9 protein-coding genes and 1 tRNA gene are annotated in these 14287 nt (G+C 68.0%); 2 read left to right on the forward strand and 8 right to left on the reverse strand.

The window, feature by feature from the left end; translation table 11 throughout:
- Positions 1-61 precede the first annotated feature (61 nt).
- From ACT3CF_RS03505 to ACT3CF_RS03525, 5 genes are all read right to left on the reverse strand, one after another.
- The gene (locus ACT3CF_RS03505) at positions 62-343 is read right to left on the reverse strand and encodes a ribbon-helix-helix domain-containing protein (protein WP_478420387.1); all 282 of its coding nucleotides are present in this window, start codon (positions 341-343) and stop codon (positions 62-64) included.
- Positions 340-2169, reverse strand: coding sequence for a cobaltochelatase subunit CobT (gene cobT / locus ACT3CF_RS03510; RefSeq protein WP_478420389.1), 1830 nt, complete (start codon positions 2167-2169; stop codon positions 340-342). Before cobT ends, ACT3CF_RS03505 begins: the two co-directional genes overlap by 4 nt.
- Positions 2170-2174: 5 nt before the next feature.
- Positions 2175-3179 (reverse strand): cobaltochelatase subunit CobS, encoded by a 1005-nt coding sequence (cobS, locus tag ACT3CF_RS03515; protein ID WP_478420391.1) that lies wholly within the window; start codon positions 3177-3179, stop codon positions 2175-2177.
- 206 nt (positions 3180-3385) lie between these two features.
- Positions 3386-8008, reverse strand: coding sequence for an NAD-glutamate dehydrogenase (locus ACT3CF_RS03520; protein WP_478420392.1), 4623 nt, complete (start codon positions 8006-8008; stop codon positions 3386-3388).
- A gap of 140 nt (positions 8009-8148) precedes the next feature.
- On the reverse strand, positions 8149-9405 hold the full coding sequence (locus ACT3CF_RS03525; RefSeq protein WP_478420394.1) for a PAS domain-containing protein: 1257 nt from the start codon (positions 9403-9405) through the stop codon (positions 8149-8151).
- Positions 9406-9592: 187 nt separating this feature from the next.
- On the opposite strand from ACT3CF_RS03525, the gene ACT3CF_RS03530 reads away from it, so the two are divergent.
- Positions 9593-9668 (forward strand) — tRNA-Thr (locus ACT3CF_RS03530).
- A 121-nt stretch (positions 9669-9789) separates the two neighbouring features.
- Here the strand turns inward: ACT3CF_RS03530 and ACT3CF_RS03535 are convergent.
- Both ACT3CF_RS03535 and ACT3CF_RS03540 read right to left on the reverse strand, forming a co-directional pair.
- A complete protein-coding gene (locus tag ACT3CF_RS03535; RefSeq protein WP_478420396.1) occupies positions 9790-10179 on the reverse strand; it encodes a DUF3291 domain-containing protein in 390 nt (129 codons plus the stop codon).
- Positions 10176-11294 (reverse strand): zinc-binding alcohol dehydrogenase family protein, encoded by a 1119-nt coding sequence (locus ACT3CF_RS03540; RefSeq protein WP_478420397.1) that lies wholly within the window; start codon positions 11292-11294, stop codon positions 10176-10178. The genes ACT3CF_RS03535 and ACT3CF_RS03540 overlap by 4 nt, the downstream gene beginning before the upstream one ends.
- Positions 11295-11392: 98 nt before the next feature.
- On the opposite strand from ACT3CF_RS03540, the gene ACT3CF_RS03545 reads away from it, so the two are divergent.
- The gene (locus ACT3CF_RS03545; RefSeq protein ID WP_478420399.1) at positions 11393-12301 is read left to right on the forward strand and encodes an AraC family transcriptional regulator; all 909 of its coding nucleotides are present in this window, start codon (positions 11393-11395) and stop codon (positions 12299-12301) included.
- Positions 12302-12528: 227 nt separating this feature from the next.
- Here the strand turns inward: ACT3CF_RS03545 and ACT3CF_RS03550 are convergent, their stop codons facing one another.
- The gene (locus tag ACT3CF_RS03550) at positions 12529-14274 is read right to left on the reverse strand and encodes a POTRA domain-containing protein (protein WP_478420401.1); all 1746 of its coding nucleotides are present in this window, start codon (positions 14272-14274) and stop codon (positions 12529-12531) included.
- Positions 14275-14287 lie beyond the last annotated feature (13 nt).

A 14287-nucleotide genomic window follows, 5' to 3' on the forward strand; every position in this document is an offset into this window, starting at 1 on the left:
GAAAGTCCCCTTGTTGACTCGTTTTGCGCTCAGCTATTGCGAAACATTCGCAGAGTCAACGCTAATGCGATACGTTCGCATCCTTGCCGTCGGGGTCGATCACGAACTGCCCCAGGATCCAGGTGCGGATTGCGCTTGCGAGGTTGGGGGGCGCGGCCTGCTGCACGCGCAGATGATCGATGGCGGCAACCAGCGCGTTGAGCGGAATGTGCAGATCGGCGGCCGCCGCCTCGGCCGCCTCCCAGAAAAGCGGTTCGAGGCTGATCGACGTCTGGTGCCCAGCGATCGTGATCGAGCGCTTTACGGGACCGGCGAAGCCGCCCGGGGGCGGGGCAAGCCTCATTGCTTGTCGAACAGTGCCGCGAGTTGCTCGACCATCGTGCCGGCAAGCTGCTCGGCATCCATGATCGTGACCGCGCGACTGTAATAGCGCGTCACATCGTGACCGATGCCGATCGCGACCAGTTCGATCGGCGACCGTGCCTCGATCCAGCCGATGACCTGGCGCAGGTGGCGTTCGAGATAGGCGCCCGAATTGACCGAAAGCGTCGAATCGTCCACCGGCGCGCCGTCGGAGATGACCATCAGGATCTTGCGGTCTTCGGGCCGGCCGATCAAACGGCCGTGCGCCCATAACAGCGCCTCACCGTCGATATTTTCCTTGAGCAGCCCCTCGCGCATCATCAGGCCGAGCGAGGTCTTGGCGCGGCGCCACGGCTCGTCGGCCTGCTTGTAGACGATGTGGCGGACATCGTTGAGGCGGCCGGGCTGCGGCGGGCGGCCCTGGGCCAGCCATTTCTCGCGCGACTGGCCGCCCTTCCAGGCGCGGGTCGTGAACCCCAGAATCTCGGTCTTGACGCCCACACGCTCGAGCGTGCGGGCCAGGATGTCGGCGCTGATCGCGGCGATCGAGATGGGGCGTCCGCGCATCGATCCCGAATTGTCGATGAGCAGCGTGACCACCGTGTCCTTGAACTCGGTATCGCGTTCGATCTTGTAGCTCAGCGACTGCATCGGGTTGATGACGACGCGCGCGAGCCGGGCGGCGTCGAGCAACCCCTCGTCCTGGTCGAAATCCCAGCTGCGATTCTGCTGTGCCATCAACCGGCGCTGAAGCCGGTTGGCCAGTTTGGTCACCGCGCCCTGCAGGTGCACGAGCTGCTGGTCGAGATAGGCGCGCAGCCGTTCGAGCTCGTCGGCATCGCAAAGGTCGGCGGCGCGCACCACCTCGTCGAACTCGGTGGTGTAGGGGCGATATTCGAACTGCGGCGGCAGGTCGCTCCACGGGCGGTTGGGGCGGACGGGCATCATCCCTTCCTCGCCCTCGTCGCCTTCCTCGCCCTCGCCATCTTCGGTCGAATCGGAGGCACGATCCTCGCCGTCCTCGCTGGTGTCGGACTGGCGTTCCTCGCCGCGCGCCTCGGTCTGGGCGTCGGCCTGACCCGCCTGACCCTGATCCTGTTCGTCGCCGCTTTCGTCCTGCTGGGCTTCCTCGCCCTCGTCTTCGCCGCCGCTCTCGTCGCTTTCCTCGGGGACCTGATCGCCTTCGGTCAGCGCGAGATCCTGAAGCATGCGCGTTGCCAGCGTGGCGAACGCCTGCTGATCGTCGACGACGTGCGCGAGTGCGTCGAGCTCGACTGCCGCCTTTTCCTCGATCCAGTCGCGCACCAGCGCCATGCCCATCGCGGCAGTGGCGGGAGCGGGGCGACCGGTCAGCCGCTCGCGCACCATCAGCCCGATGGCGGTCGACAGCGGCACCTCGTCGCGCGTGCGTGCGCGCGTGATGGGATCGGCGCGTAGCCGCATCGTCAGCGCCTGTTCGAGATTGTCGGCGATGCCGGCATAGCCGCGCGACCCCAGCGCTTCGACGCGCGCGGTTTCGACGGCGTCGAACACGGCGCGCGCGACGGCCTCCTTCGGGGCCCCCCGCGCATGCAGTTGCGAGTTGTGCAGCCGCATCTTGAGCGCGAAGCCGTCGGCGAAACCGCGCGCCTCGGCCACCTGCTCCGGCGGCAGCGCGCGTGCCGGCGTCGGTACCTTGACGCTGTGCCCCGACTGGTGCGGCGCGTCGGCGGTGAAGGCGAGTTCCGCCTCGGCGTCACCCGACAGGGCACGCACGGTGCCGCCCAGCACGCTGCGCAGCCGTTCGAGGGGGGTGTCCGCCGTCACGCGCGTCAGGCCCGGTGCGCCACGCTTTCGGGAAGATCCTTGCCGAACACGCGCTGATAATATTCCGCGACCTGCGCGCGTTCGGCCTCGTCGCACTTGTTGAGGAACGACAGGCGGAAGGCGAAGCCGACATCGCCGAAGATCTGCGTGTTCTGCGCCCAGGTGAGGACGGTACGCGGGCTCATTACGGTAGAAATATCGCCGTTGATGAAGCCCTTGCGTGTCAGATCGGCGACGCGGACCATGTTCTCGACGATCTCCCGGCCGCCCGGCTTGTCATATTCACCCGACTTGGCGAGCACGATCTGCGCCTCGGTCGCGGCAGGCAGATAGTTGAGCGTGACCACGATGTTCCAGCGGTCCATCTGACCCTGGTTGATCTGCTGAGTGCCGTGATACAGGCCGCTGGTGTCGCCGAGACCGACCGTGTTCGCGGTGGCGAAGATGCGGAACCATGGATTCGGGCGGATGACGCGGTTCTGGTCGAGCAGCGTCAGCTTGCCTTCGGTTTCCAGCACGCGCTGGATCACGAACATGACGTCCGGGCGCCCGGCGTCATATTCGTCGAACACCAGCGCGGTCGGCGTCTGGAGCGCCCAGGGCAGCAGACCCTCGCGGAACTCGGTGACCTGCTGGCCGTCCTTGAGCACGATGGCGTCGCGGCCGATCAGGTCGATACGGCTGATGTGCGCGTCGAGATTGATGCGGATGCACGGCCAGTTCAGCCGCGCCGCCACCTGTTCGATGTGCGAGGACTTGCCGGTGCCGTGATAACCCTGGATCATCACGCGGCGATTGTGCGCAAAACCCGCGAGGACCGCCATCGTGGTGTCGGGGTCGAAGACATAGGCCGGGTCGAGATCGGGAACGCGCTCGTCGGCCTCGCTGAAGGCCGGGACTTCCATGTCGCTGTCGATCCCGAACACCTCGCGAACCTTCAGCATCCGGTCAGGGGCATCAAGGATCGTCGTGTCCCGACTGTCGGGCTGGGTGTTGGGAATGTCGATCATCATCCGTTCCTGGAAGTCCGCACAAGGAGGCGGTGTATCGTTGCGAGTTAATGCCTGCCATGCCGCGCCGCAACGCCAAAGCACGGCGACGGCCGAACATTCCCCAAGGGTCAGGGGGCTGTCAAAGGACCGGATATGAAAACGGCCGGAAGCGCTGGAGCTTCCGGCCGTTGGTTCAGGTCATCTGCCGATGCGGCAGCGACGTGTCAGCGCGCGAGCAGCGTTCGCGCGTGGCCGGCGATCTGGGCCAGCATCGCCGCGTTCGGCGTTGCCGATTGGCGGGCCCGGCGAACCAGCTGACTGAACTGACGGACCCGCGGCGCCTGCGCCTCGAGCCACTGGTCGAGCGACGCGACGGGATCACCGTCGGGCAGCCGGCCGATGAAATCGAGCCGGATCTGCTGGAAATCGCGGGCGAGCCCGGACAGCAGCAGGCGTTCCCACGGATCGCTCGTCTGGATGCGCATCGCGGCGGACTGTGCCCAGTCGAGCCCCAGTGCCTTGCCGAGCTGCGTGAACGCGCGCGTGAGCAGCGTCTCGTCCATCCCGCGCCGCACGCTGAGATCGGCGATACCGATCACGCCGTCGAGTTCATAGAGGCGCACGATCTTGCCGACGAGATCCGGCGACGCACCCGCGGCGCGCAGCCGGTCGGAGAGGCGGCCGCTCTGCGTGCGCACCTCCTCGAGCATCAGCGTCTGTGCCTGATGGTCAAGCGTGGCGATCGCGGGCAGCAGCCGGTCGATCACCTCGGCCGGGTAGCTGCCCGGCTTGCAGACGCGCAGCAGGTCGGCGACGTGGCTGCGCACGGTGGCGGCAACCTCGTCGATCAGCTTGAGCCGGCCTTCTTCCGAAACCTCGGCGGTCTCGATCGCCTGCCACAGATCGGCGAGCCCGAACATGCGTTCGGCAACGACGAACATCGCCGCGATTTCGCCCAACGCTGCGCCGGTTTCCTCGGCGAGTTCGAATGGGTGGAGTACGCCCATGCGATTGACGATGCGGTTCGCGAGCTTGGTCGCGACGATCTCGCCGCGCAGGCGGTGCTCGTCGATCGCCTTTTCGAACCGCGTCTGCATCGGTGCCGGGAAAGCGGCGCGCAGATCGTTCTCCAGCTCGGGCAGCAGTCCCAGCTGGCGCTGTTCGATCGCGTCCTGAAGCGCCAGCTTGGCCGATGCGAGCAGCACCGCCAGTTCCGGACGCGTCAGGCCCTTGCCGTCCTGCGCGCGCCGGAGCAGATCCTCGTTGGTCGCGATGCCTTCGACCGCGCGGTCGAGCCGCCCGGCGGATTCGAGCATTTCGATCACGCGAAGATAGCTGGGCAGCGAGACCGCGCCGCCGGCCTCCATGAACGACAGCGCCAGCGTCTGCAGGCGATTGTCCTCGAGGACCAGATGCGCGACCTCGTCGGTCATTTCGGCGAGCAGCTTGTTGCGATCCTCGAAACCCAGCCGTCCTTCGATCACCTCACGGTTGAGCGCGATCTTGATGTTGACCTCGTTGTCCGAGCAGTCGACGCCCGCCGAGTTGTCGATGAAGTCGGTGTTGATGCGTCCGCCATTGCCGGCAAAGGCGATGCGCGCGGCCTGGGTGACACCCAGATTGGCGCCTTCGCCGATCACGCGGGCGCGCACCTCTTCGGCGTTGACGCGCAGGCGGTCGTTGGCGGGGTCTCCCACCTCGATATGCGCCTCATGCGCCGCCTTCACATAGGTGCCGATGCCGCCGAACCACAAAAGGTCGATCGGCGCGCGCAGGATCGCGGAAATCAGGCTGGTCGGGTCGAGCTCTTCCGCCTCGATCCCCAGCATCGCGCGAATCTCGGCCGAGAGCGGGATCGACTTTTCGGTGCGTGCGAAGACGCCGCCGCCCGCCGAGATCAGCTTGGGATCATAGTCGGCCCAGCTCGACCGCGGCAGTGCGAACAGGCGGGCGCGCTCGTCCCAGCTCGTCGCCGGATCGGGATCGGGGTCGAGGAAGATGTGGCGATGATCGAACGCCGCCACCAGCTTGACCGCCTTGGACAGCAGCATGCCGTTGCCGAACACGTCGCCCGACATGTCGCCGCAACCGGCGACGCGCACCGGCTCCGACTGAACGTCGATTCCCATTTCGAGGAAGTGGCGGCGCACCGACACCCACGCGCCCTTGGCGGTGATGCCCATCGCCTTGTGGTCATAGCCGTGGCTGCCGCCCGATGCGAAGGCGTCGCCCAGCCAGAAGTTGCGCTCGGTCGCGATCTTGTTCGCGACGTCCGAGAAGGTCGCCGTTCCCTTGTCGGCGGCGACGACGAAATAGGGATCCTCGCCGTCGAGGATGTTGACGCCCTCGGGATGCACGACCTTGCCCGCGACGATGTTGTCGGTGATCGACAGCAGCGAGCGGATGAAGATGCGATAGCTTTCGGTGCCCTCCGCCAGCCATGCGTCACGATCGACCGCAGGCGAGGGGAGCTGCTTGGGATAGAAGCCGCCCTTGGCGCCGGTGGGGACGATCACCGCGTTCTTCACGCGCTGCGCCTTCATCAGGCCCAGGATTTCGGTGCGGAAGTCGTCGCGCCGGTCGGACCAGCGCAGACCGCCGCGGGCGACCGGGCCGGCGCGGAGGTGGATGCCCTCCACCCGCGGGCTATAGACCCAGATCTCGCGCCACGGCAGCGGCTGGGGCAGGCCCGGCACCTTGGCCGAATCGAGCTTGAACGCCAGGGCCTCGGCGCTGGCGGGCGCAAAGGCGTTGGTCCGCAGCGTGGCGGTGACCACGCCCTTGAGCGCGCGCAGGATGCGATCGTCGTCGATCGCGGAAACCTGATCGAGCCCGGTGTTGATCGCCTGTGTCGCGGCCTCGATCGCCTGCTGGCTGTCGCCCGCGCGGGCCGGGTCGTGCGCCGCCGAGAAGCGCTCGATCAGCGCCTTGCCGACGCCGGGCGCGCGCCGCAGCGCGTCGACCACGGTGCCCATGCCATAGCTCATGCCGGTCTGGCGGAGATAACGGAACCATGCGCGGAAGAGGACGACGGCCGACGGGGCCATGTCCGCCTCGACGATCAGCCGGTTGAGCAGGTCGTTCTCGGCCTTGCCCTCGAGCACCGCGGCAATCGCTGCCTCGACCACGGTCGGGTCGCGTTCCAGCACCGGCGCCGCGCCCGCCGGCACCACCTCGAAATCGTGGATGAACGCGCCGTTGGCGAGCTCGGTCGGCATCTCGTCGACGACGCGGAAGCCGAAATTCTCGAACACCGGCACGGCATCCGACAGCGCCAGCGCCCCGCCGAGGCGATAGAGCTTGATGCGATAGCTGCCGGGCTTCTTGGCATGCCGGAAAATCCGCACCGAACGGCTGTCGGAACTGTCGAGCGCGGCGATGCGCAGAATGTCGCTCGCCGCCTCCTCCGGCGTGTGGCCCGCGCGATAGACCTGCGGGAACGCCTGGGCGAAACGCAGCGCCAGCCGCGTCGCGCCGCTACCCGCCTGGTCGGCAAGCGCGCCCTCGACCGCGGGCACCCAGCCGCGCACCATCCGCGCGACGCGCGCGTCGAGCGGGCCGGCTTCGGGAAGCACGCCGCCGCCGCGCAGGTCGAGCGTGTAGCGGATCTGCGCGATCACGCCGTCCTCGAGCGCGATCGTCCAGCTGATCAGCTTGGCGTGCGCCGCCTCGACCAGCATTTCGCCGATGGCTTCGCGATGGCCGCTCTCGATCTGGTCGCGCGGCAGCCAGACAAAGGCGAAGAGATGGCGGCCGAGCGGGCTGCGCACCAGCACCAGCTTCGACCGCGGGCGATCCGCCACCGACATGGCGGTGAGCACCAGATTTTCGAGCGATTCGTTGTCGAACGCGGTCGTCAGGTCATGCGGCAGCGAGGTGAGCGCGTGCGTCATCGCCTTGCCGGTATGACCATTGGGGTCGAAGCCGAACTTGTTCTCCAGCGTCTCGAGCCGCGCGCGCAGCACCGGCACCAGCGCCGGCGGCGTATTGAGTGCCTGGCTGGTCCACAGCCCGACATGGATCGACAGGCCGGTAATCTCGCTGCCCGTGCGGATCGGGAGCACGACGATGTCGAGCGGCGTCCGGCGATGCACCGTCGAGACGGCATTCGACTTGAGCAACAGCGGCACCTCGCCGCCCTTGCGGAAATATTCGACCGCGGCCTCGCGTGAGCTCTCCGCAAGCAGCGGCACGTCGAGCGTGTAGCGGGCCAGCCCCAGCTGATCGGCGACGCTGCCGTCGGTGGCCCATTTTTCATGGCCCAGCAGCGTCATCGCGTCGTCGATGAACCAGCGCAGCAGCGCCTCGCCCTCACGCGACGGGATCTGGGCGGCATCGGCGCCCATCGCCATCTGGAGCGGGCGCCAGTCCTCGACAACGTCGCGGACATGTTCGAGCGTGCGTTCGATTTCGGCCACCAGCGCCCGGCGCGTTTTGGCGTCGGCGCGTTCCATTTCGATGTAGACCATCGATTCGCGCGCGCCTTTCTCCGCGTCGGTACCGATGGCGACCAGCTTGCCCGTCGCGTCGCGCTCGACCGGAATGACGGGGTGAATGATGCGATGAACGCCCAGATCGTGCGCCGCGATGGCACCCGAGATCGAATCGACCAGGAACGGCATGTCGTCGTTGACGACCGCCAGCCGCATTCCGCGGCTCTCCTCGTCGGAATAGCTTTCAAGCCGGACGTGCGGGACTCCCGGCGGACGCGTGGCCGCCGCCTCCGCGACGAAGCGGGCGGCTTCCGCGCGCTCCGCCTCCTCAAAACCCTCCAGCTCTCCCGGCAGCGCCCCTTCGAGCAGCCGCGCTTCGAACGCGTGCGTTAGCGACGTCATCATGGTTTTCATAATAGCGCGCTATGCGCCCGAGCGGTGCCGACCTCAAGGCATGTCGGGGCAGAAAGTAACGCGCGAAACCAACCGCGTGCCGCCAGTAAGCGTTGTCAGAAGGGCCGATCGCACCACTGCCGGTGCCGAACGCGCGGCGATCAGGCCGTGGCGCGACGGATGGCGCGTTCCGTAAGGGCGGCGTCGTCCTCGATGCTGGCGACGATGTCGAGCCCGTCCTTGCCGGCACGCGCCAGCAGCACGACGAACGCGCCCTCCGCTGCCGCAACCGGAATCCGGGCGGCGACGTGGGCGAGGGGCGGGCGCCGGCGCAGTTCTGCCGTCGCTGCCGCGACGGCATCGACGCGGGCGGAAGGACGGCGTTCGGCGCGTTCGGCGCGGACAACACCCTTGATGCCGCCTTCGGCCAGCTCGAGATAGGCGTCGAGCCCGCCCTGCGGTACGCCGTGGCGCCGCGCGTGGCTGAGCACTGCGGCGAACTCGGTGATCCGCGTCTTGTCATAATCGGCGCCGAAGATGAGCTTGACCGCCGGCGTCATCGGTGCGCGCGCCTGTGCGGTCAGTCCGGCGTCGGCCAGAAGGGCGGCATAGCCCTCGGGATCCGCCTCGGTTGCCAGGGTGAAATCATAGGCGCGACCAAGCGCACGATAGAGTGCGGCGCGGCTCCGCGTATCGGCGGCGCGGGCGGCCGCGGCCGATTCGCGTGCGAGCATCAGCCGGTCCGCGAGCGTCGCATCGTCGCGCAGCACCGGTGCGGGTGCGTCCAGCCCGGCACTGGGACCGTCGGCCCAGACGGTGGCGACCGGCGTCTGCGGCTGGGCGCGTCGCGACTGCTCGACTTCGGCAGCGAGGCGCGCCTGTGCCTCGGCATCGACGAGTTCCTTCCAGTTGATGACGCCGTAGATGAAATCGATCGTGGCGCCGTCGGACGAGAACGGCATCAGAATGCCGCGATACAGCGTATTGTGCCCGCGCTGGCTGACGAATTCGGCCTCGAAGCCGATCGGCGCGCGGTTGGCGATGATCTGCATGTAATGGTCGGTCAGCCGCGACAGCAGCGAACGGCTGGGCACGTCGGCGATTCGGGTGATCTGGGCATCGACGCCGCATTCGGCGCGGAGCGCGACGCCGAGATAGCGGATTGCCGGATCCTCGATCCCGCCGGTGAAGTCGATCAGGACGCTGTGCGGGCCGAAATCGGCGATGCTCGCCGGATCGAGATCCTCGATCGACGGATAGGCGCGGCCGCGCAGGAGCGACACCCAGTGGTTATAGGCGCGCACGTGCATCCGCCGTTCATCGTTGCCGATTTCGACGGGGCGTTCGGCGATCGTCTCGTCATCGACCGGAGCGGGAGTCGAATCGAGCGGGTGCCGGATGCCGCGAGCCATGTTCATCTGCTGCTCCATGGAGGGCGAGTTGAGGGTGCCCACATGATGAACGGGGCTTTTGCACGCTGCGTGGTAAACGGGTCGTAAAGCGGGGGTTGCAAAGTTTTTTGCGCGTGGCGCGTCGCGAGTGCTTGTCAGCCCCGAATCATGCTGGTAAGCGCGCCGCTCCCAAGGCAGAAACGCTTTCGGGAAGGCCGCTTTAGCTCAGCTGGTAGAGCATCGCATTCGTAATGCGGGGGTCGCAGGTTCGAGTCCTGCAAGCGGCACCACTCACTCCACCAAACATCGGTAAAAGTCGCAGGGAACTGCGGTAAAGCGGACCTGACGCGGTTCCGCACCCTTCCGCTTTAGCAGTCGGCTGGAAACGCTAAGCGTCGTTTCCCCGTTGCCCTATGGGGCGGGGCGAATCGCCAGGCTTCTGCCCTCGATGTCCAGGCGTTGCATCGCCTCTGGCCATGCCGGCAATGTGTCGGTCGGCTGCGCCCAGCGCACCACGCGCGCTTCGGCGGCCCACCGTGCCAGGCGCGGCATGGCTGCCGCGTGCGCGCCCTCGTGAACATAGGCGAGCATCGCTTCCGGATCGCGCCACAGGGTCATCGTCCAGTAGGTCAGCGCTGCTTCCGGGCGCAACGCCCAGCCCACCATTCCGTCCGCCGTTTCGAGCTGCCGAATGGTGCGTCGCGCGTGAAGCAGGAAAGGCGCGAGCACCCATAGCGATCGAACGCGAAACCGCGTGACGCTGACGACCGTTCGGGCCGCGGTGTCCGGGACGTCGGTCACAACGTCACCACCAGCTTGCGGGCGGAGACGCCCCGCCGCTGTCGTTCCAGGGCCTCGGCGATGGATGCCAGGCCGTGGCCGACGACGATCGCCTCCGGTGCGGCGAGATAGCGCCCGCTCGCGAGAGCCTCCGGCAAGAAATCCTCATAGATCATGGGGCCGACTGCGTTGCCCAGCAGCGAACTGCCCCAGATCATCTTGGTGTTCACGCCGTTGCGGTGCGCTTTCAGGGCGAGGCGCGCGTTGCGGAAGAGCATGCTTGCGACGATCGGCGCCATGCGCCGCAACCGGCCTCCCGCTGCGGGAACGTCATCGAACGAAACCGGCGGCGACGCCACGGCGACGAAGCGATTGCCTTCGCAGGCCGCGACGATATCGATGCACCGTTCCGTTGCGCCGACCCCGATCGCAATGGCCCCGGCGATATCGCACCCATGCAATGCGCGGCCGATGTTCCCTACCGCGGCGGCGTCGCGGTAATCGAACATCTCGGTTGCGCCGAGCCGCTCGAGAAGTCCGAAATTGGCGCGCGATGCCGTCGCCACCACGCGGCATCCCGCGGCGACCGCAAGCTGGATGGCGTTCATGCCGACGCTCGTCGAGCCGCCCCAGACGAGAACGGTTTTCCCGCTCGGCTTCGGGACAGGCGCGGGGGGAGTGAGTGCCAGGAAGTCCGGCTGGAACAGCCCGCATGCGGCGGTCGAAAGGGCAAGCGGCAACACGGTGGCCGCCTCGAAGGCGAGATCGTCCGGCAATGGCGAGGCCATATGGGCGAGCAGGATCACCTCGTGCTGGAATCCTCCCTCTGCCGCCCGGTTTCGCGCCCTGTCCGATCCGACGGCGTGGCCGAGCACGCGGTCGCCGACCCGGAACCGCGTGACTCCGCGGCCCAGCGCGATCACCTCTCCCGCAACGTCCGAACCGGGAATGAACGGGTAAGCCAGATACGGGGTGATGAGATCGCCCATCGTCTGCATCAGCCGATCAAACGGGTTCACCGCCAGCGCCCGAACGCGCACGGCGATTTCCCCTTCCGCCGGGACGTGCTGTGGCGCTGGACCGATCGTGAAGCGTCCGCGCTTGCGGGGCAGCCAAAGGGCAAGGTTTTCGGCCATCGTCATTCCTCGTCAGGGCGAGCGCCTCGATACAGGCTTACCGTCGGACGGCCCATGCGCTAGGGTCCGGTTTTTCGTCGCGATCGTCTGGAAACTCGATGGATCCGCTGTCAGACGTGCTGTCGATGTTGAAGCCGCAGGGCTATGGCCTGCGTGAACTGGACGCCGGCGGCGACTGGGCGCTCGACTTTCCTGCCAGCGAAAGCATGCGGTGCTATGCGTTGGACAAGGGGGCATGCTGGCTCGCCATCGACGGCGAAGCGATGCCGTATCGCCTGACGGCAGGCGACGTCGTGCTGCTTTCCGGTGGAAATCGCTATCGGCTCTATGACGGCGCGCCGACCGTCACGACCAACGCCTTCGACTTCTTTCCAGCGGTACCGGCCGGGCATCGTGCGGTGCTGAACGGCGGTGGAGGCTGCGCGGGGGTGGGCGGCTATTTTCATTTCAACGGGTTGCAGGCCGAGAGGTTGCTGGCCGTGCTTCCGCCGGTCGTCCATATCGATGATGCGGCGAGCAAGGCGGCGCTGCGCTCGGCGGTCGATCGGCTGCTGCTGGAGTTGCGCGATCCGCGGCCCGGCAGCGTGCTGATGGGAGAGCATCTCGCCCAGATGCTGTTGATCGAGGCGCTGCGGTTGCACCTCCTCCGCAGTAGCGAAGGTCGGACCGGGTGGTTGTTCGCGCTGGCCGATCCGCGGATCGCCGCCGCCCTGGCGGCCATGCACGGGGAGCCCGCGCGCGCATGGGCGCTGCACGACCTTGCGCGTATCGCGGGTATGTCTCGGTCCACTTTCGCGTTGCGATTCAAGGAGAAAGTCGGTGAGACGCCGGGCGAGTATCTGACGCGTTGGCGCATGCTGCTGGCGGCGGACCGTCTGGCGCATGGCGGAACGATCGCCGCGGTCGCGGCCCTGGTCGGCTATCGATCTGAAAGCGCCTTTGGTGCGGCGTTCCGACGCGTCATGGGGCGATCGCCGGGTCGCTTCGTGCGGGCGGCGGACGCCTGATGCCCCCGTCGTGGGTAGTGCCGGCGCGCGCCGTCCCCCGGGAATCGCCGCCCAATGGCCCGACGGACCGCGCAGGGCGGGGCGGTTTTTTGTCGTTGGGGGGCGTTCGGGTGGCGTTTCGGCGCAATCGGGGGCGATTTCGTGCCGTTGCGCGGCGCGCGATGACGTGACGAAAAAGGGCGGCCCCGCAAGGCCGCCCTTCGTCGTTTCCGGACCGGATCGACCGGTCAGAAGCGCAGCGACACGCGCACATTGCCGCGGACATCGCCCGCGCGCGTTTCGCCCTGGTCGGCGAGCGCCACCGCGGCGTCGGCGCTGACCGCGAGATGGTTGGCGAAGCCGAGATCGAGCCCGAGCCCGGCGCTGCCGACCACGCGCGAATCCTCGCCGCCGGCACGACCGGCATAGCCGCTTTCGACGAACAGCGACGGCGTCCACTGAACCGCGGTGCGGCCGGTGCCGAGCACGCCCGCATTCCAGCGGAGCTGGTTGCGCGCGAGCACGATCCGGTCGAACGCGCCGTCGTCGAGCGTATAGGCGCGCACCTGGCCCGGGCCGCCGAGGCCGCGCTGTTCGGTCTGCGGCAGCGCGGTGCCGGCGATCTGCCAGTCGATCGACTGGACCAGGTCGAACTTGCCGAAGCGCGTCCGCCGATAGACCGAACCCGTGGTGTAGAGATATTGCGACTGGTCGAACCCGCCGCGCGACGCGAGCGCGAAGGCGCGACCGGTGTTGCGGTCGGTGATCCCGCCGGGGCTGAAATGCACCGACACGTCGAGCCCGGTCTCGCCGGTCGAATCATAGCCGTGCCACGCATAGCCGAGGTTGAACTGGCCGACGTCATATTCGGTGCGGCTGATCGTCGTCGCACCGAAGCGCAGCTTGCCGCGCTGGGTCTTCCAGTCGATCCCGGCATAGAGCTCGCCCTGGAGCGACGCCGCGAGCGCCGACAGCGCGAGGTGGCCGGTGAGCGACCATTCGCGCGTGTGCTGGCGCGAATCGAACGCCTGCACCGGCTGCGACGACACGATGTCGGCGAAGTCGAGTTCGAGATAGGCGCGCGGCGATACCGGCGCCGTCACGCGCGCGGAATGGCTGACATAACGCTTCGACCCGACCGGCACATGGCCGAGATCGGCAAGCCGCTGGCCCGAGGTCGTGAGCTGATAGCTGCCCCAGATGTCGGTGCCCGGCACGCCCGCGAGCAGATTGAAGAAATAGCGGTCGCGCCCGGTGCGCGGCGACCCCGAATTGGCATAGCCGCCGCCCACGCTGATCGGCGTGACTTCGCGCGCCTTGTAGACCACGTCGGTGGCCCCCGCCGTGTCGGCGGGCGCGAACACCGCCTCGACCCGGCGGAAGGGATAGCGGTTCACCCAGTCGAGATCCTCCGCGAGCGCGTCGAACCCGATCGGTTCGCCCGGCGCCTGACGGATCGCCCCGGCGATGCGCCGCGCCCCGGCCTCGCCGACGCCTTCGACGCGCGCGGTGCCGAGCCGGTATTCGGCGACGCGCAGCACCAGCCGCCCCTCGCTGAGATCCTGTTCGGGCGCGCTGACATGGATGAAGGGATAGCCCGCATCACGCCAGGCGCGCGCGACCTCGGCCTTGATGTCGGCGATCAGCCGCAGCGACAGCGGCCGGCCGAGATAGGGGCGCAGCCGCGCCTCGAGCCGGGGCATCGGCCGCGCGGTGGCGAGCACCACCGCGCCCGGCGCCGCGGGCGCCACCGTCGCGCCGTCGCCGATCGCGATGCTGCCCAGCGCCATGCCGAGCGGCGTCGCGTCGCTGGACGCATCGGCCGCGATTTCGGGCCGCGCGAGCGGCGCCGGCGGCTGCGGCGCGGGCGCCGGGTTGCGTTCGATCGCCTGGCCGAAGGCGGTCTGCGGCACCAGCGCGAGCAGGCCGCCGGTGAGCATCGCGCCGCCGAGGCTGCGCAGGGCAGGGGTCCGCCGGGGGCGGGACGGGATCATCATTTTCTCCATG

The sequence above is a fragment of the Sphingomonas chlorellae genome, assembly GCF_056485145.1.

What these genes read in the sequence shown, in the direction of transcription:
- ACT3CF_RS03505 (WP_478420387.1), bottom strand. Translation starts at nt 343, where the DNA reads ATGAGGCTTGCCCCGCCCCCGGGCGGCTTCGCCGGTCCCGTAAAGCGC.
- cobS (WP_478420391.1), bottom strand. Translation starts at nt 3,179, where the DNA reads ATGATCGACATTCCCAACACCCAGCCCGACAGTCGGGACACGACGATC.
- ACT3CF_RS03520 (WP_478420392.1), bottom strand. Translation starts at nt 8,008, where the DNA reads ATGAAAACCATGATGACGTCGCTAACGCACGCGTTCGAAGCGCGGCTG.
- ACT3CF_RS03525 (WP_478420394.1), bottom strand. Translation starts at nt 9,405, where the DNA reads ATGAACATGGCTCGCGGCATCCGGCACCCGCTCGATTCGACTCCCGCT.
- ACT3CF_RS03540 (WP_478420397.1), bottom strand. Translation starts at nt 11,294, where the DNA reads ATGGCCGAAAACCTTGCCCTTTGGCTGCCCCGCAAGCGCGGACGCTTC.
- ACT3CF_RS03545 (WP_478420399.1), top strand. Translation starts at nt 11,393, where the DNA reads ATGGATCCGCTGTCAGACGTGCTGTCGATGTTGAAGCCGCAGGGCTAT.
- ACT3CF_RS03550 (WP_478420401.1), bottom strand. Translation starts at nt 14,274, where the DNA reads ATGATCCCGTCCCGCCCCCGGCGGACCCCTGCCCTGCGCAGCCTCGGC.